This is a genomic window from Streptomyces kunmingensis (assembly GCF_039533535.1).
Lineage (GTDB): Bacteria > Actinomycetota > Actinomycetes > Streptomycetales > Streptomycetaceae > Streptomyces > Streptomyces kunmingensis.
Map to the genome: position 1 here is coordinate 25,777 of NZ_BAAATS010000037.1, position 24,180 is coordinate 49,956.

The following is a 24,180-nucleotide window of genomic DNA, read 5'->3' on the forward strand; positions in this document are numbered from 1 at the left end:
ATTCGGAGCCTGGGCGACGGCTACTCGTCGCGCACCCAGCCACATGACTCAGCGATTACCGGATTCTGTGTCGCTGCTACGGCCCATGACTACCGGCTCGGCTCAGCCATGGCACCTCAAGGAAAACTCTAGACCCTCCAAATGAAATATCCGCCCAAATGAAATAGCGAAACGATGGAGTGGGGCCGAGCTCGATCCCAAGAGTCCCGGCGACTCGTCGTGAAGGGCGGTGGCACAGCCCGGCACCGGGCCGCACGCCGTGGATTCAAGAGGCGGACAGGGGCGGGAGAGTGAAGAGCCGGTACTTCGCCCACCGTCTCGCACCCCAGCCGCCGGTACCGGGATGCACCCGCCGGAATCGCTACAGCGCGCCCGCTTCCGTGCCGCGGTCCTGTCCGGTCCGGAGAGCCGCCGCCGTGAGGGCCGCGCCGATCCCTTGCCTCCGGTGGCTCTTCGCGACATGAACCAGGAAGACACCCGCTACCCCGTACGAGCCCAGCATCATCGCCGTGCCGGCCACACGGCCGTCCATCACACCGGCGATACGGACGATGTCGGCATTGTCCGCACGCTGCGATTCGATGTGCACCACGTCATTCCCCATGTCGGGTGACACTCCCCTGGAGGCGATGTACGTACGCACCCGCTCCGCGAGTTCGCCCGCGTCCTCGACCGACTCGACCCTCGGACCGGCAGGCTGGACCGTATCCTCGATCCGGTCCAGCTGCCGGGTCATCACCGGCAGCACTCCCGATGACGCGGCACCGAGGGCTGACGACGCCGTTGGACTGGCGCCCTGTGATGAACGAGGTTCGGGCAACGGCTCCTTTCCGAGGAACCTCTCGTCACGGTCACGCCGTGGCAGCGCGGCCGGCGTCCGTCGAACTCAGCCGCGCCCGGTCCTCCCAGTTCCCCAGCAGTCGGTCCACCGCCTGCCGCGTGTACGACCCGGCCTTCGGCATGAAGATGTCGAGCGTCTGGCCCCAGTCTCCGCGCGGCGTCACCTCCTCGACCTCGAACTCGAGAACACCGGCGACAGGGTGGCGTATGGCTCTGCGAGGGTGCACATCCAGTTCCACCGGGTGCTCGGCCCACAACTTCGCGAAGACGGGGCTGCGTTGAGAGAGCTCACAGATCAACTTCTGCAGGCGTCGGTCCGAGGGGTACAGCCCGGCGTCGAAGCGGAGCGCGCCCACGATGTCCCTCGCGTTACCCGACCAGTCAAGCCAGTTGCGCGACTCCTCGTTGAGGAAGAACCAGTGGGCGGTGTTCCGCTCCCTGGCCGGCAGGGCGTAGAAGTCAGTGATGACGACCCGGGCGGCCGCGTTGGCGGCAAGGACGTCCATCCCGCGCCCATGAATGACGGCCGGGGCCTCTCGGACGGACTCCATGAGGCGCAGAAGACCGGGGCGTGCCGATGTGGTGGGCGGTGTGCAGTGGGGAGAGAGGTGTGTGAGATTGACCAGATGGATCCGCTCGGATACGGAAAGGTCCAGGGCTGTTGCTATGGCGTTGAGAACCGCTTCCGAGGGAAAGCGCTTGCGCCCCTGCTCCAGACGCGCATAATAGTCAGCACTCACACCCGCGAGCGACGCCACCTCTTCACGACGCAGCCCCTGCGTGCGTCGCAGTCTCGCCCCAGTGCCCCGCAGATCCGGCTGATAGGCGAGACGCCGGGACCGCAGAAAAGCGCCGAGTGGATACTCCGGCTCCATGGGTCGATCACTCCTTGCTCTAGATCACCAGTGTCCCGATACGGGCGAGACAGGTGCGTTCGGCGTCTCCGCCCGGCGGGACAGGGGCAGCACCGAGCCACTCATGACGATCGGGGCCGCTGCCCTCGGAGTGGAGACGCCAGTGAGGTACGGCGGCACATGCGTTGACCGGGCATGGACCTTCGCGGCCCGGAACCGAGCGAGCTTCTTCGATCGCTCTCGCTGTGCCGAGCCGCCTGTCGGCTGTGGCATGGACTCCGCTGCCGCTCCACGGACCACACCCGCTGGATCCGACGGCCGCCGCGGACATTCTCAGGCTTCCTCGACGGGCGAACCACCCACCCGTCGAGCGGCCGCTGTCCGCGACGGCGCCATGCTACGCGGAGACGGATCGTGGGTTCTCTCGTGTCCGTCCCAGGACAGCCGTGTCGGTTCCCACGGTCGGATCCGGTGCCACCTTCGACACGTTCGACACCAGCACCGCCCGGCCTACGCCGGTGTGATCGATGGTGGCGTGCACGGGGAGGGATGCCATCCCGCCGGTGACGCCCGCGGCGTAGGCATGTACGTGTGCGTGTGCCGGGGTGTCGTGCGCGCCGATGCCGGTGTCCGCCCCGGTGAAGTCCCGGGCCATGACGCCGGTTCTGGATCCCGGAACGGGTAGAGGAGTGGTCACTCCATGCTTCTCGGCCATGATGGGCTCCCTTTCTCGGCGACGAGCGCGTACCCGTCCGGTATCGACAGACTGGTACGGAGCACGCCATGGCGGAAGGCAGTGACTTCCTAGGTGTACGGCACCCAGGAACGACCGCCGCCATCACGCCCCGTCATCCTGTGCGCCACACAAGGGCTACCCGACAACCTCACCGGCGCGCCACCCGTTACACGTCGGTAACGAGCGAACAGTATGACCGCAATGATCAGAGCCACCGCATTCCGTATGCGTGCCTTCTGCCGTCGCGACGCGTGGCGCGCTGCCGCGTCCGCGATGACAAGCAGCCGTGACGTGCACGTTCTCGCAGCGAAGGCTCGAGGGCCCAACGGTTTTGGCGGCATCGCCGCCGTTCCGTATGGCAGGCGTTCGACTCCGTATGGCAGGCGTTCGACGGTTGTGCCTGGGCCGGTTCGTCATGCTGTCAGCCCGCGCAAGACATATGTGCATGGTCGGTCCTGGGCGGCAGTCAGCACTACTGCCGCAACCGCAGCGGCCGTCCCCCCGAGCCGCGCCGCGATACCCCTGGTGGCAGGGCCTACGGGACGACTCGACCCCGACCTCCTCGGGTCTGCACGCCCGGCCGGGGGCGGTCGGCGTCCCCGAAGGCCGCGACCAGCGCCGCGGCGCACACCTCCGAGGTGTCCAGGGACGTGATGATGTGACCGTTCAGGGCCGTCGGCGGATCGAGCGGCACCTCACGCAGGTGACGTGCTCCCATACCGGCGATGTACTCGGCGGGCAGCAGGGTCCAGCCGACCGGATCGGCGCCGACCTCCAGCACCGTATTAAGCACGGTGCCTGTGAAGTGACCATTGACCGTCGCGGAGTTCGGCCTCCCGGCGACGGAGACGATCGCGTCGTGCAGTGGCGGGTCGCCCTCGCGTGAGGGCACCCTCAGAGCGGCGCGGTCCAGGTTACGAAGGCTCACCGCGCATCTGTCGGCACAAGGATGACCCCGTGGCAGTACCGCGCACAGGGGCTCGGACCAGGCCTGGATCACCTTGACACCGAGGGCCGTGACAGGGCCGCGTACCAGTGCCAGGTCCAGGCGGCCCTCTCGGACGGCCTCGATCCTGGCCGGCACGGAGAGCTCGGTCAGGACCGGTACAACAGGTCGTCCGCCCGCCCGCAGGCGGGACATTCCCTGCTCCAGGCGGGCGGTGAGCTCCACGGCCGCGCCGATACGTATCCGGAGTTCCTCCGCCCCGACGGCCGCCTGCTGGACGCGGGCCGCGGCGGCGAGCGTCTTGCGGGCCGCGGCCAGCACTCTCCCGCCGGCCGCTGTGAGCCGTACGTGTCTGGGCGACCGGTCGATCAGGAGGACTCCCAGCTCCCTCTCCAGTTTGGCGACCTGCTGGCTCACGGCGGGTTGCACGATGTTCAGCCGCTCGGCCGCCCGCCCGAAATGCAGTTCCTCAGCAACGGTCACGAAGTATCGCAGGGACCGGAGTTCCAAGGAGACCTCCACGATTAGGAACTGTGATGGCTGAGCAGTGTAAGTGGCCCTGGTTCCAGGCAGCTTGATGCATTGTGATCAACAGGGTGTCCATGGGGACGGGTCCGCGAAGGGTTGTGTCCGCTTCGCCGGGATCTCGGTCGTCACGCCCCAGGGAGACCCTCACACGGTGACGGGCCGTTCCCAGCGGCCGGCAGATTTTCCGGGGCCCACCCAGCGGATCGTTACCCTTCGGAGTGATCATGAAAATACATGCAGTGACATCTGCCCTGATCATGGCGGCCGCCATCGGCGTCGTCCAAACCGACGCCGGAGCAGTCGGCACACAGCCGGTCTCGTCCTCATCGGAACGCCACCGGTGTTCCCCTTCCGTGGACATCAGGGCGTTCTCCGATGAGCTCGACAAGACGACCTTCGATGATGTGTACGCAGGCAATCTGTCAGCTCTCGCTGTCGACAGGGACGGCCGCATCGCCACGCTGTCCGACGAGTCGTACCTCTTCTCGCTCGCCGTGCGGGAGGGGGCACACACGGTGGGAGCGAAGCCCATCGCTGTTGTACCGCTGCGCAAGCAGGACGGCACGGCTCCGGACTCCGAGGGCCTCGCCGTCGACAAGGACGGCAGTTACCTCATCACCTCCGAGACGGAACCCTCCGTCGCCCGCTACCACCGTGACGGTGAGGCAGCGGCGGAACTGCCCGTACCCACCAGCCTCGCGGTGGCTCCAGTTGGTCGGGCAACAAGGAACCAGACCTTCGAAGGACTGACCCTCGAGCCCGGCGCGCGTACGTTGATCGCCTCGATGGAAGGCGCCCTGGCCGGTGACGACCCCGAAGCCGTACGACTGCAGTCCTGGTACCGCGACATGGTCGACAGGCCTTTCAGGACGGGCGCACAGTACGGCTACCGCGTCGACGAAGGTCTCGGCGTGGCGGAGATCGCGTCCGTGGGGAAGGACCGGCTGCTCGTCCTGGAACGCGGGTACACGCCCGACTACGGGAACACGATCCGCCTCTACCTGGCCGACCTGCACAAGGCACAGAATACGAGCAAGGTCGAGACGCTCACCATCGGCGGCGCTACCCGGCTGGCGGACAAGACCCTCCTGGCGGATCTCGTGAACTGCCCGGACCTGGGGGCCACGGCGGGCCAGCCGCAGGAGAATCCTCTCCTGGACAACATCGAGGGACTCGCCGTGACGGGGCGGACGACCGGAGGAGGGTTGCGCATTCTCCTGGTGAGCGACGACAACGAGAACGCTACGCAGACGACCCGGATGTACGTGATGGACATCCGTCTCCCGCGCTGATCCGACGGGGCTGTGACACAGGCTGCGATCCGCCGGGGCGGAGCTGCTCCGTGGGCGGGTAGTGCCACGGTATCGCCGCGGCACAGCCCACCCCCGGTCCTCTCTGTCCGTTTCGCAAGGAGGCGCTCCCGAGGTGAGGACCAGCACCTAGGTGTGGCACTCCTAGGGAGTCGCACCCTTCCCCGGTGCGGCGCGGGCGAGCAGAGTGACGGAGAAGAACGCGCCCCGCACGGGGCCGGTATATCAACACTCCATGGCGGTGGGTCACAAGCCCGCGCCGCACAACCTGGGAGAGCCTCAATGCGTATGCGCGTGCCGGCCATACCCCCCGCCAGCTTTGGACGGACCGTCGGCACCACCTCGGACAACGTTCTCGGTGATTTTCTCCGGATCCATCGATCCCGGCTGGCCCCCTCGGCCACCGGCCTGTTCCCCGGTGGCCGAGGACGCCGGGTCCAGGGCCTGCGCCGTGAGGAGGTGGCGGTCCTCACCGGGGTCAGCGTCGATTACTACAGCCGCCTGGAGCAGGGGCGAGAGCGGAACCCCTCGGCCCACATCGTCGAGGCTCTCGGGCAGGCGCTTCAGCTGGACCCGGATGTGCGCGATCACCTGTTTCGTCTCGCGGGGCACAATCCGTGCCTCTGCCCGGACAGCACACTCGAGCATGTGCACCCGGCCCTCCTTCAGCTGCTGGAGAAATATCCCCAGGCCGTGGCCTATGTGCTGAGTCCTTGTCTCGACATCCTCACGGTCAACGCGTACGCGCGGGCCCTGCTGTCTCCGCTGGGCAGCGAGCTGAACATGATCCGTAGCCTCTTCACTCGCCCGGAGGCGCGAGAATTCTTCGCCGAGTGGCCCTCAGCCGTCACCGCCTCCCTGCACACGCTGCGTCTGAACAGCGCGCAACTGCCGGACGACACTCAGCTCGTGGACCTCGTCACCGAGATGTCCGCCCTGTCGCCCGATTTCTCCGGGGCCTGGCAGGACCACAAGGCCTTGGATCTCGAGCGTGGCTACAGCACCGTTGTCCATCCCGAGGCAGGCCGCATCGAACTCAGCTATCGAGCCTTCAGTGTCCAGGCCGCACCGGGGCAGCGTCTCCTGGTCGGAACTCCTGAGCACGGCAGTCGCAGCGCCGAGGCTCTCACCTATCTCACGGCGATGGGTGGCCCGCAGCAACCCATGCGCCGTAGCCGCAACTCCCCGGCGCAGTGGGCCGGATGACGTGGTGCGCCGTGCCGGACGGCCCCGTGCGGGGACGCCCGGCCCTGTGGCCCACCGCACGCCGGCCCCGCTCGCCCTGCCCGGTGCCGACACAACATCGAAGAGCACCATCCCCTACACGCCGCACAGCCAAGGAACAAGAGAGAATCATGAACGCATCTGCGCACATCGGAGTCACCGGGCTCGCGGTGATGGGCCGCAACCTGGCGCGTAACTTCGCCCGCCACGGCTACACCGTCGCCGTCCACAACCGGACCGCAGCCCGAACGAGGTCCCTCGTCGAGGAGTTCGGCCACGAAGGCACCTTCGTACCGGCCGAAGCGGCCGAGGAGTTCGTGGACTCCCTGCAGCGCCCACGCCGAATCATGATCATGGTGCAGGCGGGGCCCGCCACGGACGCGGTCATCCAGGAGTTCGTCCCGCTCCTGGAGAGCGGCGACATGATCATCGACGGCGGCAACGCCCACTTCGCCGACACCCGCCGCCGCGAGGCAGCCCTGCAGGAACACGGCATCCACTTCGTCGGAGCGGGCATCTCCGGCGGCGAGGAAGGCGCCCTCAACGGGCCGTCCATCATGCCGGGCGGCAGCAAAGAGTCCTACGCCGTCCTGGGCCCCATGTTCGAGACGATCAGCGCCCACGTCGACGGGGAGCCCTGCAGCACCCACATCGGCCCCGACGGCGCCGGCCACTTCGTGAAGATGGTCCACAACGGCATCGAGTACGCCGACATGCAACTCATCGCCGAGGCCTACGACCTGCTGCGCCAGGTCGCCGAATACAGCCCCGCCGAGATCGCCGAGATCTTCCGAACCTGGAACAAGGGCCGCCTCAACTCCTACCTGATCGAGATCACCGCCGAAGTCCTCTCCCACACGGATGCCGACACCGGGCGCCCGTTCGTCGACGTGATCGCCGACGCGGCCGGCCAGAAGGGCACCGGCCGCTGGACCGTGCAGACCGCTCTCGACCTCGGATCCCCCGCCACCACCATCGCCCAGGCCACCTTCGCCCGCGCCGCATCCAGCCAGCCCGCCCTCAGGTCCGCCTACCGCCCACTGCCCGGCGGCACCCACATCCCCATGACACGCTCCGAGGCCGAGCGCTTCACGACCCAGGTCGAAGAGGCCCTCTATGCCTCCAAAGTCATCGCCTACGACCAGGGCTTCAAGATGATCCAGGACGTCGCCGGCGCCTACGGCTGGGACATCGACTTCGGAGCAGTGGCCGGTATCTGGCGGGGCGGCTGCATCATCCGCGCCGCCTTCCTCGACCGCATCAGCACCGCCCACGCCGCCGACCCCACACTGGTCAGCCTGCTCGCCGAACCCGCCTTCGCACAGGAGATCACCGCGGCCCAGGTCCCCTGGCGCGAGGTCGTCGCCACCGCCGCCCGGCGCGGCATCCCCACCCCCGCATTCGCCGCGGCCCTGTCCTCCTACGACACCCTGCGCGCCGAACGACTGCCCGCCGCACTCCTCCAGGGACAGCGGGACTACTTCGGCGCCCACACCTACCAGCGCACCGACAAGGAAGGCACCTTCCACACCCACTGGACGCAGCCCGACCGCCCCGAGACGGCCGCCTGACCTGGCAGCCGTGGCGGAGGGGCTCCACCCGCTGCCTTGTGCGGGTGGGTCTGTCAGTCCCTGTGGAATCCTCCGACGGTCCATGCCTTCCGATGGGCCCACTTCTGGGCCCCGGCCTCGTTCCCGTCTCGACGACCGGACCCACATAGCGGGCGTTCAGTACATACAGGTGACATCCGCGCGGGGCATCGCGGTCGGCGGGGCAGGAAGCGGTGAACGAGTCTCAGCCCGCTTCCGCTCCGGGGCACCGACTGCCCCGCCCGGGTGGCAGGCGACCCGTTAGATTGAGCCACTGACGTTTCACTGCTTTTTTCGTCTTCCGTACCGGAAGACGTGTGAGGAAGAGCCCTCTACGACTTCACGGAGGTGTGAGCTGTGGCTGACGAAAGACTCTTCGCGGCGGATCCGGCGAAGTTGAAGAGCGGCGGGTACAACACCGGCGACCTGGGTGAGCACTTCAAGAAAGTGGTCGACGATTTCGTCGCGCGGACTGGGTGGAACTCTGAGGATCCGCCTTGGGGTAAAGACTTGATCGGCGACACGTTCCTCGCAAGTTATGGCGAAGCCCATACTCAGCTGCGTGACGCGATGACAAGCTTCGCAGAAGCCGTCACCAAGGCGGGCGACATGACGACCACTTCGGGGAAGAATTTCGAGAGCGCACAGAGCGACAGCTTTGATGCGATCAGTACTGAGGGCAGAAAGTACCACTGAGCCACGGACCCCTCCTCTTCAGGCTGGCTCCTGCGAACGAGCCGTCAGCCGTACCAGTCTGTCGATGCCGGACGGGTACGGGCTCGCGGCCGAAACGGGGGCCGGGGCGGGCACCCATGACACCCCGGCACACGCACACGTATATGCCGGGCCGCGGGCGTCACCGGCGAGACGGCAACGCAGCAGCGCACCGCAGCACACCGAGTGACCGGACCACCACCATGCACAGCATCGACCAGCCCATAGACCGGCACACGCTACAGACCCTCACACGCGCCATACAGATCGCAGCTCCGCATGCCGAGCTGGCGGCACTGCGCGCCGCGGCCGGGCAGATCGAGCCGCTGTCCCTCAGGCAGCGCGCGGATCTGTTGCGTGACGCGTTGCTGACGGACCTGCCGGGCGACTTCGCCTCGCTCGCCCGCACCGTGAGCATCGCCCGCGACGACGCCCCGCACTTCACCGGCTGGTTACTGTGGCCGGTCACCAGCGCCCTCGCCACCCGCGCCGTGCGGGACGGAAGCACCGAGGCCTTCGACGGCGCGATGACGCTGCTCGCCGACCTGACCTCTCGGTTCAGCTCCGAGTTCGCCCTCAGAACGCTGCTCAGACACGACCTCGACCGGGCTCTCGACATCATCGTCAGCGACTGGACCGCATCGGCCCATGCCGATGTGCGCAGGCTCGCCGCCGAGGGAACACGCCCGTATCTGCCGTGGACGGTGCGCGTACCGAGGATCATGGCCGGCCCCGGCGTGACCGCGCCCGTTCTGGACGCCCTCTACCGGGACGAGAGCGAGTACGTACGCCATTCGGTCGCCAACCATCTCAACGACCTCAGCCGCGAGCATCCGGATGCCGTGGTCGACACCGCTCGCCGTTGGCTGGCATGCCCGGACGTGACCACAGGGCGTCTGGTGCGCCGTGGGCTACGTACGCTCGTCAAGCGCGGCCATCCCGGGGCGCTGAAGCTGCTGGGATTCGCTCCTGCCACCCTTGAGGTCGGCGGACCGTTCCTTGACCGGAAGACCGTGGTGCTGGGTGACTGCATCCGCTTCACCGCATTCATCCGCAACACCAGCGAGTCCCGGGCACAACTGGTCATCGACTATGTCGTGTACTACCGCAGGGCGGGAGGTGGCCAGGCCGGCAGGCCCTTCAGACTCACCTCCCGCACCCTTGCGCCGGGCGAACAGATCGAGGTGGAGCGCAGCCACTCGTTCCGGCCTCGTGCGACGCGTCGCCATCACCCCGGTCGCCACTCCGTGTCTCTTTGGATCAACGGCAGCGAGTCGACCCGCGCCGACTTCGAGCTCCTCGAAGATCAGGCCTGATCCGACCGCGTGAAGCAGACCGGTCGACCGGCATGGCCGTTCCCCGGCCGGTCACGACGTCATCGTGGACACCCGCATCGTGGCCACCCGGCGGAGTGCCGGTCGTAGTGGTCCGCCTACGACGCCACCCGGCGCGCGAGGCCGTCGACGGCACCGGCCTGACGACCGGGGACCCTGCGCCGCAGTGCGAGGAGGTCCTGGCCGAGGCGCTGAGCTTGCGCGGCGTCCGTGATGTGCTCGAACTGGTGGTGGGCACGGTCGACAGCCGCCTCGACCTCCGGATGGTCCGAGGGCTGGTCGCTGTCCATCCGGACGCGGGCGGCGGCCGACCACAGCTGACACGACAGCGACGGTTTCCCGGCCATGCGGGCGAGTTCGGCACGTACCTCCAGCCAGTGGACGGCCTGGGGCGAACCGGGGCCGTGCGTGCGCAGCGCGGCCTGCTCCCATATTCCCGCGGCGGCTGCCGCCTCATCGTGCCGTCCGGCTTCCGCCGCCGCGAGAATCGCGGGATGAGGCAGGACGGTGTCCATGTTCCACATGTCGTTCTGCAGGATCGGAGAGGAAGGCTCGGGCGGGGCCGCGGCGCTCTCCGCTTCCCCCACCGCGGCAGGAGCTCCCACGGAAGCGGAACTCATGATGGGGACATGAGGAGAGCCATGGCCGTCGCTTCGTCGGGTATCGCGCAAGCGGAGCGGCTCATGCGCCAACAGAACCCGTTCGCCCGGGGGAAGTGAGGTCGCGGCCCTCCTGTGCAGCTCCGGCAGCGACACGCGGGTCCCCTCTGTCGCGGCCGCGGCGAGGGCCACCAGATAGTGGGGAACCGTCCGTGTCCGGCGCCGTGGTGGCGGACGGACCACTCCGAACAGGCGGACGGCGGAAGCCGCGAACAGGCCGTGGCCGCGGACACGCCGCCAAGCGGCGTCATCGGCGACGAGATCGACTATGACGGTGGTCGACCCCGGCGCTCGCCGCCCCAGCCTGGAGACGAGGCTGTGCCAGCCCAGTGCGGCCCGGTCCGCGCCGCCCCTGGGGCTGGACGCGAGCGGAACCTGCAGCGTCTGCCGATCGGGGTGGAGAAGGAGCTGGCCGGCCATGTACACAGTGAGCTGACGGGCGGTGAGCGCGGCCGTGCGAAGCCGCTCGGCCACCACACCGGGGTCCGAGGGGTTGTCCATCTCCAGCAGCATGACGCGAGGGTTCTGTGACCAGGCGCTGGAGGAGAGGGCGGAAAAGGCTGAAAGGGCGGCCGAGGTGTCGAGCATCCGGCCTCTGTGGGAAGGTGCCGCGGTGATGAGGACGACGATGTCGGGTCGCTCCCCGGTCGGCAGGCTGTCGCTACCGGCCACGGCACCCGCCGACAGGCCCGTGGCACCGCTTCGGCATGTTTCGGCATGGGGCGTGGCAGAGGCAGACGCGATCTGTCACGGCGCCGGGGTGTCCGCTCGTCCTCGGAGCCCGTGTCATATCCCGTGTCCCCGCTCGTCGCAGCGCCACCTGGGTCGGCAGCGCCGTCCGTCCACGCAGTTCGCCCTCGGGCCCGCCGGAAGGCATCATGTGCGCATTCCCCTACCGTGTCAGCTCTTCCGAGGACTGTGACCCTTGCTGACGCGGGAGATCCTCGGGGAGCAGCAGGGTGAGCGTCCTCCGATCGGGGTCGGTGATGCGGCTGAGCCGGCCTGCCTGTCGGGTCATCATGGTCTCGACCAGCTGGCGAGCCAGTCGTGCGTTGCCGAAGGAGCGTGAGCGCGGCAGCGCCGCCAAGTGGTCGCGCAACACCTCACGTGTCTGCGGGGCGCATTCGTATCCGGCGACGGTGGTCTGCTCCTCGATGATGTCGAGCAACTCGTCGGTGGAGTAGTTCTCGAACTCGACGTGCCGTGAGAAGCGCGAGGACAGGCCGGGGTTGGACTGCAGGAAGCGGTTCATCTCGCTGGAATATCCGGCGACGATGACAACCACCTGGTCCCGGTGGTCCTCCATCAGCTTCAGCAGCGTGTCGATGGCCTCACGGCCGAAGTCCTGCGATGAGTTCGCCGGGGCGAGGGTGTAGGCCTCGTCGATGAACAGCACACCGCCGATCGCTCTCTCGAACGCTTCGGTGGTCAGTTGGGCGGTGTGCCCCAGATAGCGGCCGACCAGATCCGCGCGGGCGACCTCGATCAGCTGACCTCGGGGCAGGATCCCGAAGGAACGCAGCAGATCCGCGTAGAGACGGGCGACGGTGGTCTTGCCGGTGCCGGGTGGCCCGTGGAACACCAGATGATGGCTGATCCTGGGAGTGGGCAGCCCGACGGCGGCCCGCTGGCGGTACGTCGTGAGCAGGTCCACGATTCCTTCGACCTCGCGTTTGACAGCACCGAGGCCCACCATCTCGCGCAGTCTCGCCAGAGCGGCGCCCTCGCCCTGCTCCGTCCCTTCGCCGTCCTGAACCTGCCTGGCCTCCTCGTCGCCTATGTCCTCGGGGAGAATCAGTGTCAGATCGGATTCCCCCGCCTGGGGCATCGACGCCAGCCGGAATGACTGCCGGTCGACGATCTCCTCGAAGACCTTGCGCGCGGCACGCCCGTTTCCGAAGGTGGCGTCACGGTGCATACCGGAGAAGTGGACCTCCAGCGCCTGCCGTGCCGAGGGAGCGAGAACGTAGCTGTGTCCGGCACACATGTTCTCGGTGATGGTGACGAGTTCGTCCACCGAGTAGTTCTCGAACTCGATCGTGCGGGTGAAACGGGAGGACAGGCCGGGGTTGGCGGCCAGGAAATCCTGCATCTCCTTCGAGTAGCCGGCCACGATGACGACGACTTCATCGCGGTGGTCCTCGATGAGCTTGACCAGCGTGTCGATGGCTTCCCGCCCGAAGTCCGCGCCCGAGCCCTTGCTGTCGGACAGCAGTGTGTAGGCCTCGTCGATGAACAGCACACCGCCGATCGCCCTCTGGAACGCCTGGGTGGTCTTGATGGCTGTGCCACCGATGACCTGGGCCACCAGGTCGGACCTGGACACCTCGACGATGTGCCCGGACGGAAGCATGTCCAGGGTGGCGAGGATGGCTCCGTACAACCGGGCGACCGTTGTCTTGCCCGTACCGGGAGGACCGGCGAAGACGAGGTGCCGGCTCATCGGGGGTGCGGGGATACCAAGTTGGACACGCCGCTGCGCGAGCGCGCCGAGATTGACGAGGGTGTTCACCTGGTGCTTGACACCTGCCAGGCCGACCAGGGCTTCGAGTTCGGCGAACGGGCCTTCGGGTGCGGGGGCGCTCTTGACGGGCTCGGGGGGAGTCCCGGTCTCTCCCGCGGAGCCTTCGGAGCGTCCCTCGGGGGTTTCGGCGCCGGGATAAACATCCGGGATGTTGTTGCCCGTCCCGGTGTAACCGTCCAGGACGAAGTGGGGTCCCGGTTTGGCGTGCCGCAGGCCGGCGCCCTGGTTCGACTTCGCGCTGCAGGCGATCACGGACACCTGCTCCGCGCTGTCGAGACGTATACCGTCGCCGATGTTCTCGTTCAGTTCGCAGCTGCGCAGTGTCGCCCTGCCGCCGGACGCAACGAGCACTCCGTGCGCGCCCGACTCGGTGACACGGACTCGGCTGAGGGTCACCTCCCCGCCGTTCTCGACAACGATGCCGGAGCCGGAACTCGCGATGACCTGACAGTCGCGCAGCGAGCCGAGACCTCCGTCACCGATCAGCACGCCGGACTTGGCGGAGCCGCGGAACACGCAGTGACCGATGTACGGGTTTCCGCCGTTCTCGGTGCGCAGGGCGGCGCCCGCCGTCTCCACGACCTCACAGTCCTCGAAACGGCCACGGCCGTCTTCCCCGACGAGGATTCCCGGCCCGCCGCCGCCGTTGACGCGCAGGCGTCTCACGAAGGGGTTGGCACCGGTCTTCACGGTGAGGGCGACACCGTCGACGTCCGTGATGTCGAGGCCGTCGAACTCGGCCACGGATTCACCTGCCAGCCACACACCCGCTGCCTTGCCCGCTTCGATCCTGGCTGCGGTGAAGACGGGTGTGCTGACCTCGTCGACATGTACGGCGGTGCCCTCGGCCGTGGCGAAGAAACAGTCGGCGTAACGGCCTCGTGAGCGGCCGGTGATGTGCAGCCCACTGCCACCGGTTCGTCTGGTGGTGCACCCCACCATGTGCGGATCGGCTCCCGCGGTCACGGCGAATCCGTGGCTGGTCGTGTCCGACACCTGAACGTTCGTCAGGGAATTCCGACCGGTGCCCGCGATGAAGACACCGAGCACTGTCTCGTGCACGGTGGTACGGGCTATGGAGACGGAGGTGTCGCCCTCCAGTGCCACGGCGGGTTTGTCGGTGGTGGAGATCTCGCAGTCCTCCACCGACCCCCGGGAGCTGCCGTTGGCGAGCACCCCGTTGCCGCGTGCGTCCCGCAGGGTGCTGCCGCGAACGGTGGCTCGGCCGTCCTCACTGATGACCACGGCCGAGGTGCCGAGGCGTTCGATGACGCAGTCCTCCAGCACGCTGTTCTCCGTGCCGGCGATCACGACACCCGCGCCGACCGGATTGCTGACGCGGGAACGGCGCATGACGAGGGATCCGGTGTCCCTGCTGAGGAGCGCGGTCCAACTCCGCCCGTGGACCTCGCAGTTGTCCAGGGCGACCTGCCCTCGGGCGGCGTCGACGACCGGAACATCGTCCTCACCACCGCGCAGCACCAGATCGGTCAGCATGACAGCGTCCGCTGCCAGGGTGATGGCGGTACCGGTACGCGGTGCGATCTCCACCGAGTTGCGCTGCCCGTCGGCGACGATCGTGACTCTCCGGCGGACGACGAGGTTCTCGGGGTAGGAACCGGAGCGAACCCGAATGACGGTGCCGGAGCGGGCCCGTTCGAGGGCTTCGCCGATCGTCGGGTGTTCGGCAGATCCGTCCTGCCCGACAGTCAGTATGTGGCGTGACACGCCCGGTCCCTCCCTAATAGTGGTGCTGCCGTTCCGGCCGCGATGCTTTCTCGTCGGAGCGACAGTGCCATCATGCCTGCTGTCGTACGGATGACCCAGCGTGGGCCTGACAGCCATCGAACCACCCGGCTGCTCGCTCTTGGCGCCGGTCCTCGGACGGGCCGCCGACAGTGACTGTCGGTACGCCGTCGTCCGTCGTACACACACCCGTGCGTCCGGTTCGGACTCCGATACGGGTATCGGCCGAGGAGACGAACGAGCGCACCGCGGTGCTTCGTGGCGGTGGAGGCGGGTCACGGCGTCCTCCCCGGGCCGGTGTCGGCCGCGCGGCCGGCCGCATGCTCCGTCGGCACGGCGGGGGTCTCGCTCCGGGCCGCAGTGGCCGTGCCGCCTTCCGTGTGCCCGGGTGGGACGAATGCGCGGCCGGACACCGTCGGAGCGGACATCGTGAGTCCCATCAGACTGGCCCAGACGATCTCCCGTACGGGCGGTTCCCGTACCTCTTCGGGAAGCCGTCCGCTGTTGGTGTCGGCGGGGGCCATTGAGGCCGGTCGATCGGCTGCGGCAGCGGCCGGCGTGGGCTCCTCCGCGATGACGGACAACGGCCTGCGCGGGGGCCGCAGGGACGTGTCGGGGAAGGGGACACCGGAGAGGGCCGGGGCCTCCTCGATGATCGCTGATCCCGCGCCGGTGTCTGCGGGCTCCGCGGCCGCCGGGGACGGGGGTGTCCGCGGCTGTCCGTCGTCCTTCGCCGAGCGGGCCTCGGGCTGCTGCTCGACGGGGCCCGTCCCGAAGAGTTCGGGCATCGCCTCTCGCAGTCCCTCGACGAGTCCGCCGTCCGCGTCCAGGGGCAGCATGCCGATCAGGCCCCGGGGGACATCCACCATCAAGGCCCGCCGAGGGCCCGTCGCGGGCTGGGCGACGACTCTGAGATCGAAACGGTACAGGCGGAATCTGCGGGTGCCCTCCTGATTGTGCTCGGCCGTCTCGGACGCCGCGGACACCAACTGCTCCTCGTCGAGGCGCCTGCGGTCCAGAGGCATCCGGCCCAGTAGCGCGTCCGAGCCGGTACCGCCACCGCCCTCCGGCCCGCCGCCGTAGAAGTAGCCATGGGTCTGCTGCGTCGTGTGTTCCGCGTCCTCGTCGTCCTGCCGATAACGGCGGGCCTTGAAGGCGATGCCGTCCTGGGGGCCGAATGGTTCGGCTCGCGTCAGTTCGAAGCCGACGGTGACGACGCGCTCGCCGACCTGTACCTCATAGCGCTTGGTCAGCAGCGCTTCCAGACGCGGCCGCAGCATGCCGTGGCTCGTGTAATGGGCGTAGCGGAGACCGGCCACGGAGGTGAATTCCGTGCCGCCCGGGTCCTCGGGGCCACCGTGCCGCGTGCTCAGGTCAAGGTCGCCGCGCAGCGCGGCGACCTTGACCCACCGGTTGACCGCGTCGGCGGCCGGGACATCCCACGGATGAAGGTTCTTGAGGAGGGCATCGGGCACGGCGGACGCGTCCACGGACGCGATGGACTGTTCCCAGCGCGGATTCTCCCCGTATGTCCGGCCGAAGGGGGCGACCGGCGCCCTCCCCGGTGCTTCGGCTGTCATGTGATGGGCGACCAGCAGGCGCACACCTCCGGCGATCGCCGTCCCGTCCGCGGCCGAATCCTCGTGCCACACCCAGGGCTCGTGACTGCGCCAGAGGTGCTCCCAGGCATCGGCCCGGCCGACGGCCCGTGCCGCCAGGCCGGTCACGGTGCGCACGCCATCGATCACGGAGCTGATGGCCTGCGGCATCTTGCGTACGGTGCCGAGCTCGACCCGGAAGGAGAGGCGGTGCTCGAACTCGTGGGAGCCCTCGCGGTCGCGGGTGTTGGCCCGGTAGATACCGACGGACTTCGACATGTCCGTGGTGGAGGTGCTCCGTATACCGACGCGCCCGGCGACGAGGTCCATGCCGGCATGGCCCTGTTCGTCGGTGGCGGTGTCGTGCTCGCCTCCGCGTGCCGTGAGAGCGGCGCCCACCGTCACCGTGCGGGACTGCTTGCCGACGGTTCTGTCCTCCTCGACACTCTCGCCGCGCAGTGTGAGTTTGACCCCGGGGCGTGCTCGTGTGGCGTGTGCCGCCTCGATTTCGGAGACGCTGACCCGGACCCAGAGATACTCCGTCGTCCCTGCGAAGCGTTTGACGGGGAACCACGCCCAGACTCCGCCGCCGAGGAGGTCGTCGAAGCGTGCGACGAGTGCGTCGGGGCGAAAGGCCGCTTCCAGCGCCCGTCGCAACGTGTCCGCGCCGCCGGTGCCGCCGTCTGTGCGGGCGGCGAGCAGGCCGCGTGCGGTCAGGCGGCGTTCGATGGTGTCGAGCACATGCTCGGCCCGCAGTGTCTCGGGATGTGCCGCCGTACGCGCCAGCAGTCCGTTGTCCAGGTACGTCCGCGCGACCTGTGGCGTCCGCTCGGTGGACGGGGCGGCGACGGAGTCGGTTGCCGCTGTCGTGGATGCCTGGCCGGTCCGTGCGGCGTCCGGCTGTGCGGCAGTGGCCTCGGACGTGCGGGCGGGCAGGAGGTCCTCGACGCGGCGCTCCGGCACCAGCAGGTCCATGGCGTCCTTGAATCTCAGGTACCGGGTCGGACCGGCGTCCACGGTGCGTCCCCTGGAACGGCTCACGTTGATCTCGAAGACCGCGTCCGAGCGGAGCGTCTTCGGAGTACCCGCGTACGTGGCCCGGGTGACGGTGATGTAGCCGCGGCCCCGGTGCCGGGCGGTGCTCCGGCCGGCGCGTGCCTCCGCGTGGGCCAGCGCGGCCACCCGGCCTCCGGGGGAGCTGCCCGCACCGTGGTGGCCGTCGTCCGAGTGATCGTGGGTGTCCGCGAGTTCGATGTCGTTTCCCTGGTCCGACCCGAACCGGAACTGGGGGCCTATCGCAGCCTGCGCGGCGACCGAGTAGCTGTGCTCCCGCTCCACGGTGTGACGCCCCACGGCCTGTGCGTACTGCTCGATCTCCGTCTCGCCTTCGGTGGCGGGCTGTTCCTGCGGCGAGTAGCCACGCAGCCTCAGCCGTACGGAGGGAGTCCAGCCGTCGTGTTTCGGCAGCTCCACGGTCCAGCCACGGTCACTCGTCAGCAGACCGAAGTAGGCGGCCAGTGATTCGGGGCGGGTCATTCTGAGGATGTCCTCGGGCCAGTGGACCAGGTTGTCCGCCCATGCCCGCGGCAGATCGAACATCGCGGCGTAACGACCGACGATGAACCGGGGCAGTTCGGGCAGCACCAGGAAGGCCGGGTACAGCCCCGAGGTGCCCGAGGAGAAGTCGTACATCGGCTCGCCGCCCGGCCAGTTCCTGGTGGCCTGGGACATACGGCCCGCGTCTCGCGCCCGGGGCCTGTCGACGGGTCGGGTCGGCACGTGCTGGTGGGGGACGACGACCTGGGCGACGATGTCGTCCGGCCGCTCCAGCCACCAGCGTTCGAAACGCAGGTTCCTGTCCCCGTCGAGGCGCAGGGACAGTTCGTAGGCGATGTCCATGATGTGCTCGTCGACGCTGTCGGTGTTCTCCATGCGCCGATAGGTCTTGCTGGTCGTGGAGAACTCCTCCCCCGTACCGCCCGCGACGCGGCCCACCAGCCGCGCGGCCCCCAGCTGGAGACGGAACCAGCCGCCGAGACCGACGCGGGCCGCGCCGCCGAGACCGGCCTGGACGGCCCAGCGCTGGTCGCTCCCGCCTGCGACCGACTCCCCGACCGCGGCCCGGGCGTTGACGATCATGGGGTATGTGGTGACGCGCCGGGAGTCGAGCAGGTGTCCACGCAGGGCGAGGGTGACGGTCCGGTTGCCCACCCGCATGGTGTGTTTGACACCCGCCAGGACATTCGTCAGATCCCCCTCAAGCGCCGGCCGGCCGAAGTGGACGGAGATCTGGCGATCCACCGCCGCCCAGTCGACCCGCCCCAGACCTTCCAGCCGGGACAGTTCGACCAACTGGTGGCGCAGGCTGTCCTCGACGAGTTCGGCCCCTGGCAGGGCCGCGGCCACCGCGTACCCAAGACCGCGGCGACTTGCCAGCGCCAGCGGCTCGTTCCGCGTGATCCGTGCACGGTACTCGGGGTGCAGCCGGGCAGGCATCACACTGCTGCGGTCACGCCGCACATCGGCCAGGCGCAGCAGAGCGCGGACATGGGGCTGTCCCTCGACCGGGCCGGGCAGAACGCGCGGCACGGCCTGGCCCGCTGTGGTCCACGCGGCGACGGCGGGGGTGACGACCGCGCCGAGGGTGCGGCGCTCGAAGTCCGCCGCGCCCCGGCCGTCGCGCCAGGGCACTCCGACATCGGCGTTGACCTGTACGGAGGTGTCGAGAGCCTCCAGCGCCCGGTGAGTGGTGGAGTTCCACAGGGTCTCCACGTCGAAGGTGGCCCGGTAACGCGCCTGGGGCTCGGTGGTGTTGAGAATGGTGTGGGTCAGCGGCTGTGACGTCATACGGTAGTTCCAGCCGCGTGCGCCGGTGCCTGTGAGCGTCGCCAGCGGGGCCAGTCCCTTGGTCTCGAAGGGGCCGCCGGAGTCGGCGAGCGATGGATCGACCCAGCCGGTGGCGGAGGCTCCCACAGTGAGCGAGGCGGAGCTCTCGCCGCCGACGAGACGGGTCGTGGCCTGGCCGACGCCGAGGTCCTCACGTGTTTTCACCTGATCGGTGACCGTGAGGAACTGCAGGCTGTGCGGGGCGATCCGGATCCTCATGTGCCCGTTGAACCCGCCCAGTCCGGGAAGGTCGACGCCCACACTGATCCGGTTGGACGGATCACCGCTGGTGAGCCACCATCGGCTGCGGTTGCGGGCCGTACGCTCGTTGACCGTGCTCTGCACTTTGCCCATGACCTCGAGGGCGGTCCGCGCGGACAGTCCTGCCGAGCGCAGCCGTCCCTGGAGATGCGCTATGACAGGAATGAGGTCGATGGCATTGACCACCTCACCGGCGAGTCGCGCACCCGCCGGTTCCTCGGACAGCGGTGCGTCGGCGGGCTTGTCGAGCGACGGCCGTGGCTGGTGCGGATGGGTGTAGACAGACGGCAGGTCGACGGTCAGGCCGCGCGCGGTGATCGCCTCGGGGCTGGTGTGTTCGTGGCCGTCGACAAAGATCCTGAACCGCACGGCGGCGCTGAAGGCGGTCGAATTGTCCACGAACAGTTTCCGGCCCGTGATGACTGTCTGTCGCTGTCCGCGGGAGTGTGTAGTGGATGCCTCGCCCGCCAGGTAGGGAGCGGTGAGGATGGCGGCGGAGGCGGCGGCGGAGGCGACGTTGATGGCCGTGAACAGGAGCAGGTCCGACGCGCTGGTGGTGGTCCGGGACCGTTCGGCTCCTGCCGCGGTGGAGTTGAAGCGGACCTGGTATCGGCGGACGGGCCCGTCCTCGGCAGGAGTCCCGCCCGGTTCCACCGCGGTCAGCACAGGTCTGATCCACACGAGGTGCCCGTCGATGTCGTACGTCGCACCCGTGTTCAGCAGCTCCGCCCATCTCTTGGGGTCGGAGAGGCCGAGCAGTTCGGTGATCCTGCTCTCGGTTTCGGTGGCAAGGGCGGGCATGGACCGCCTCAGGGCGGCAGTGGCAGCGTGCGCGGACCGGCCGGATTCTTCTGTCGTCCACTGTTCTGCCACCACGCGCACGGTCGCCTCGCCGAGCATGTCGTGCTCGGTGTACCAGGGACCCGCCGGCGTCTGGGTGCCCTCCCCCGGCAGGTCGTCCGTCATCGGCCGTGAGGGGTCTGCTTCCGGCTGATCGGTCGTCTGGGAGAAGCCGACCGTGTTCGGTGTGCCGACGTCCTCGGAAGTGCCGGGCGCCACGTTCCCGTCGGACACGGTCGGCATCGGGCCCGTACGGTCGGATCGCTTGCCCAGTGCCTTCGCGGAAGGAAGCGGGGGCGAGGATCGCTCGTGCGTGCCGGCCGGTCCAGGCCCACTCACTGCGGGAGTTGCGACCCTGTCGTAGGAGAGCTCGGCGCCGGCCGGGGAAGCACCGCCAGGGAGCCGTGCGGGTTCGCCACCGTTCAGGAAGCTCTGAGCTACCCGGTCCGCACGGGACGCGGTCGCCGGCAGCCTCGTCGTCAGGGGCGGGGAGTACTGCTCCTGGTGCCGCTCCCACACCATGGCCTCGGTGATGGTGTCGATCAGTTGCCGGGGCCCGCCCAGTTTCTCCAGCTGACTGCGCACGAACACGAACAGGCGCGCGCTCTCGTCCGCGAGGCCCGATCCGTCCGCATGGGGCGGGGGTTCCGCGGCAACGGTCGAACGAGGTGTTTCCCGCGGACCTGCTGAGCCGTCACGGACGGGCGGTGCCGGTACGACAGCGGACCGATCCGCGGTCCCGACGACGTCACGGACGGCCGGGTCGGAACGGAGTGCCGCCGCTGTCCGGCCACCGGAATCCCGGCCGGCCCGGCGACCGTCGCCATCCTCGGGCAGTGGTCCGCCGGACCTGTCGGCCAGTTGACCGCCGGGCGCAGGCCTGCCCGCACCCGGGCCCGGAGCGACCACGAACCTAGCCTCCTCGTCCCCCGGGTCCGCCCCATCGCGATGGACGCGCGCACTGCCCGGCTGCGCGGCCAGCGCGGACGCCGGCCCGGCGGGAATGCCGGACGGTGTCGAGGAACGGCCGGCGTCCGGTGCCGAGGACCGCTCACCGTTGGCGACAGCGCTCTGTCCTGCGGCGTGTTCACCATCCTGAACGGTCTGGCTGTACAGAACAGACCGCTCCTTCCCGCCAGGCACATCCGTGGGCGGAGCCGGCGCTCGCGACACCCGATCCGGGTCTTCGTCCGTCGGGCCGGTCTCACCGGCCCGATCGTCCTGCGCGGCCAAAGTCCGCTCGATCCGCCGAAGATGGCCAGGCTGCTCCACCAGAGGGTCCGGTCCAGCGCCGGACGTACTTTCCTCCAGCCCACCGGCTCTCTCGTCGACCGTGCTCAAGCGGTCAATACGCTGCCGCAGGAGCTGCGTCTGGCGCCACTCCTGCGATTCCTGCCGCGCCGCCTCCGCCTCGTGCGCACTCCCCGCGGTCAGCATCCGCTGCCGCAACACCGCCTCTGCGGGGTCTACCAGCCCTGCCGCCGCGTCATCGAGGCGCGTGCGCAGACTCTCCCCCGACGACCACGACCTCAGGTACGTCCGCAGTGCCTCGACAGCCCGCTCACCACCGCCGGAGAGCACCTCCCGCCGAACCACCGCCTCCTCGGGGCTGTGGAACACCGGCACGTCCCTCCCCGTCAACACGTCCAACGGCACATGCCGCTCGATCAACGCCGTGTAATCCCGCAGACTCCCGTCCAGCAGACGCAACTCGCCGCTGCGCCGCGCCACCTCCACCTCCTCGACCGCCGCCGACCACACCCCCCTCGGCACATCCAGCCTCTCCAGGACGGCGGACCCTCCACCCGCCTCGCGCATCTCATCCGCCTGCGCGCGAAACGCCTCGTACCGGGACCGGACCTCCTGCCCGACGATCCGGTCCTGCATCTCCCCCACCGCACGGCCCACCTCACCCCAGTTCCCCGAGCCCACGGCATCGCGTACCCCCGTCACCAGCTCCGAGCGTTCCTCCAGCGGCAGCCCCACCTCGCCCGCCAACGCCTCCAGACCGTCCAGCGTTTCCTCGACCCTCACCTCGACCGGCGTCACCGCTCCCACTGGCGCCACCGACCGGAGCGCTCCACCCGCCCCGGGATCCGGCAACCCACTCACCGAAGGCAACACGGGCGACCGCTCACCGCCGACGACCGGCGCCCACACCGCAGGTGCACCCGGGTGCCCGTCGTCCTCAGGCAACGGCATGGCGGTCGGTACATCGAACTTGTCCAGACCTCCCAGCCCCGACTTCGTGCGCAGGGCACTGCCCAGCAGATGCGCGTTCGCCGACAGCCCGTGGCTCAGCGCGCCGGCGCCCACACCCGCGACACCCGTTTCCCACGACGTTGCGAACCTGCCCGTCGTAAACAGGGTGTAGAAACCTTCCGATACGTTCTGATGCGCTGTGTTCGCGAGTATGTCGCCGACGTGACCGCTGACCTTCCGTTTCCAGTCCGCCGACAGCGCCTCCGCTATGTCGTGCGACAGAGCCGAACGAAGACCAGAACTCTCCATCCCTCTCAGCCCGGTGAACAACGCGTCACCGAGCCGACGGCTCCCGAAGTTCGCCAGGAACGCGTCCGCCCACCGCTCCCCCCATTCCCGTGCCGCGCCCTCCCCCGCAACCGACCCGAACCGACGCAGGAACGCATCCGACACGCTGCTCCGGAACGACGAAGCGATCAGGCCGTTGACCTCCCCCATCTCGAACTTTCTCGCCAGACCCGCCACTGTCGTTCCCATGTCCCGCGCGAAACCCCCGCCCTCCGCACGGTCCGCACCACCCGACACCTTCGAGTCGACGATCCCCTCCACCACCCCGGCCACGTCCCGGCCCAGCCCTTTCGACAGCAGTCCCGCGAACGCGGAGCCCGCGAACGGGACCAGCCCTCCGAAGGCTCCCTGCACCGCACCGAAACCAACCGCCTGAGACGCGTACTCGCGGCCGAAAGCCGTATATTTCCCCTCCCGCGCCAACGACCACCGCACCAGACCATCCATCACCGACGCCAGACCGACATTCATCGCCTCGAAAGCGGCGATCGAGGCGAGCAAGCGCAACAGGAAACTACGCAGGATGATCCGGTACAACACCCTCAAGAACGACTGCTCGATCAGCGCCTGCAACGGATTGAACAACGCGAGAACCAACGTCAGAGTCCACTCGAACAGAAATTGTGCGACCTGCACAACGATCATTCGATTCGTGTAATCGATCTGGTAGGCCGTCTCACGTGCGAAATCCGCCAACTGCCCGGCAGTGTGCCGCAGGCGCGCCAGCACATCACCCCCCGCCCCTGACTTGAACGTCGCCATGGCATCGCTGTACGACGAACTCCACCGGCCGCTCGCGCTCCCCGCCACCCCTTTTGTGACCTGCCCGAGCAGGTCGTCGAACTCCTCCAGTGCCCGCGTGAGGTCCCGGTGCGGTGCCTCCACCTCGGTGCGCATACGTGTGGAGGAGCCCTTCGGCACATGCATGCCGGTCAGCATCACCACGATGCCGTCGACAAAAGGGTTCACTGCCATGGATCAACACCGCTGGTCTGCGGGGGAGTTCACCCTGACCGGCGCATCCTTGGTCACGGCCGTCAC

The 24,180-nt window shown here is 68.7% G+C and carries 12 protein-coding genes; 5 read left to right on the plus strand and 7 right to left on the minus strand.

Translation table 11 applies throughout. The annotated features are described in order from the left end of the window. Positions 1-361 precede the first annotated feature (361 nt). The 4 genes from ABD366_RS36620 to ABD366_RS36635 all read right to left on the minus strand — a co-directional run bounded on the left by ABD366_RS36620 (position 362) and on the right by ABD366_RS36635 (position 3,886). Complete coding sequence (locus ABD366_RS36620) at positions 362-736, minus strand: GNAT family N-acetyltransferase (protein ID WP_324770667.1); 375 nt, start codon at positions 734-736, stop codon at positions 362-364. Between the two features lie 115 nt (positions 737-851). After that, on the minus strand, positions 852-1,715 hold the full coding sequence (locus tag ABD366_RS36625; protein WP_324770666.1) for a helix-turn-helix domain-containing protein: 864 nt from the start codon (positions 1,713-1,715) through the stop codon (positions 852-854). Positions 1,716-2,091: 376 nt separating this feature from the next. Beyond that, the gene (locus tag ABD366_RS36630; protein ID WP_324770665.1) at positions 2,092-2,409 is read right to left on the minus strand and encodes a hypothetical protein; all 318 of its coding nucleotides are present in this window, start codon (positions 2,407-2,409) and stop codon (positions 2,092-2,094) included. Between the two features lie 556 nt (positions 2,410-2,965). Beyond that, positions 2,966-3,886, minus strand: coding sequence for a LysR family transcriptional regulator (locus ABD366_RS36635; RefSeq protein WP_344443224.1), 921 nt, complete (start codon positions 3,884-3,886; stop codon positions 2,966-2,968). Positions 3,887-4,128: 242 nt separating this feature from the next. Here ABD366_RS36635 and ABD366_RS36640 point away from each other — a divergent pair, with 242 nt between their 5' ends. From ABD366_RS36640 to ABD366_RS36660, 5 genes are all read left to right on the plus strand, one after another. Next, on the plus strand, positions 4,129-5,196 hold the full coding sequence (locus ABD366_RS36640) for an esterase-like activity of phytase family protein (protein WP_411293752.1): 1,068 nt from the start codon (positions 4,129-4,131) through the stop codon (positions 5,194-5,196). 300 nt (positions 5,197-5,496) lie between these two features. Beyond that, on the plus strand, positions 5,497-6,420 hold the full coding sequence (locus ABD366_RS36645; protein WP_324770662.1) for a helix-turn-helix transcriptional regulator: 924 nt from the start codon (positions 5,497-5,499) through the stop codon (positions 6,418-6,420). 149 nt (positions 6,421-6,569) lie between these two features. Next, positions 6,570-8,009, plus strand: a complete 1,440-nt coding sequence (gene gndA, locus ABD366_RS36650) for an NADP-dependent phosphogluconate dehydrogenase (RefSeq protein ID WP_324770661.1) — start codon at positions 6,570-6,572, stop codon at positions 8,007-8,009. A 375-nt stretch (positions 8,010-8,384) separates the two neighbouring features. Further along, positions 8,385-8,723, plus strand: a complete 339-nt coding sequence (locus ABD366_RS36655; protein ID WP_324770660.1) for a hypothetical protein — start codon at positions 8,385-8,387, stop codon at positions 8,721-8,723. A gap of 221 nt (positions 8,724-8,944) precedes the next feature. Beyond that, positions 8,945-10,057 carry a DNA alkylation repair protein gene (locus tag ABD366_RS36660; protein WP_324770659.1) on the plus strand — a complete coding sequence of 371 codons (1,113 nt, stop codon included), beginning with the start codon at positions 8,945-8,947 and terminating at the stop codon, positions 10,055-10,057. A gap of 116 nt (positions 10,058-10,173) precedes the next feature. Here the strand turns inward: ABD366_RS36660 and ABD366_RS36665 are convergent, their stop codons facing one another. The 3 genes from ABD366_RS36665 to ABD366_RS36675 form a co-directional block, all read right to left on the minus strand. Continuing rightward, positions 10,174-10,695: a hypothetical protein gene (locus tag ABD366_RS36665; protein WP_344443227.1), complete on the minus strand. Its 522-nt coding sequence runs from the start codon at positions 10,693-10,695 to the stop codon at positions 10,174-10,176. Between the two features lie 931 nt (positions 10,696-11,626). Next, positions 11,627-14,986 (minus strand): right-handed parallel beta-helix repeat-containing protein, encoded by a 3,360-nt coding sequence (locus ABD366_RS36670; protein ID WP_324770657.1) that lies wholly within the window; start codon positions 14,984-14,986, stop codon positions 11,627-11,629. A gap of 293 nt (positions 14,987-15,279) precedes the next feature. Beyond that, on the minus strand, positions 15,280-24,114 hold the full coding sequence (locus tag ABD366_RS36675) for a hypothetical protein (protein ID WP_324770656.1): 8,835 nt from the start codon (positions 24,112-24,114) through the stop codon (positions 15,280-15,282). Positions 24,115-24,180 lie beyond the last annotated feature (66 nt).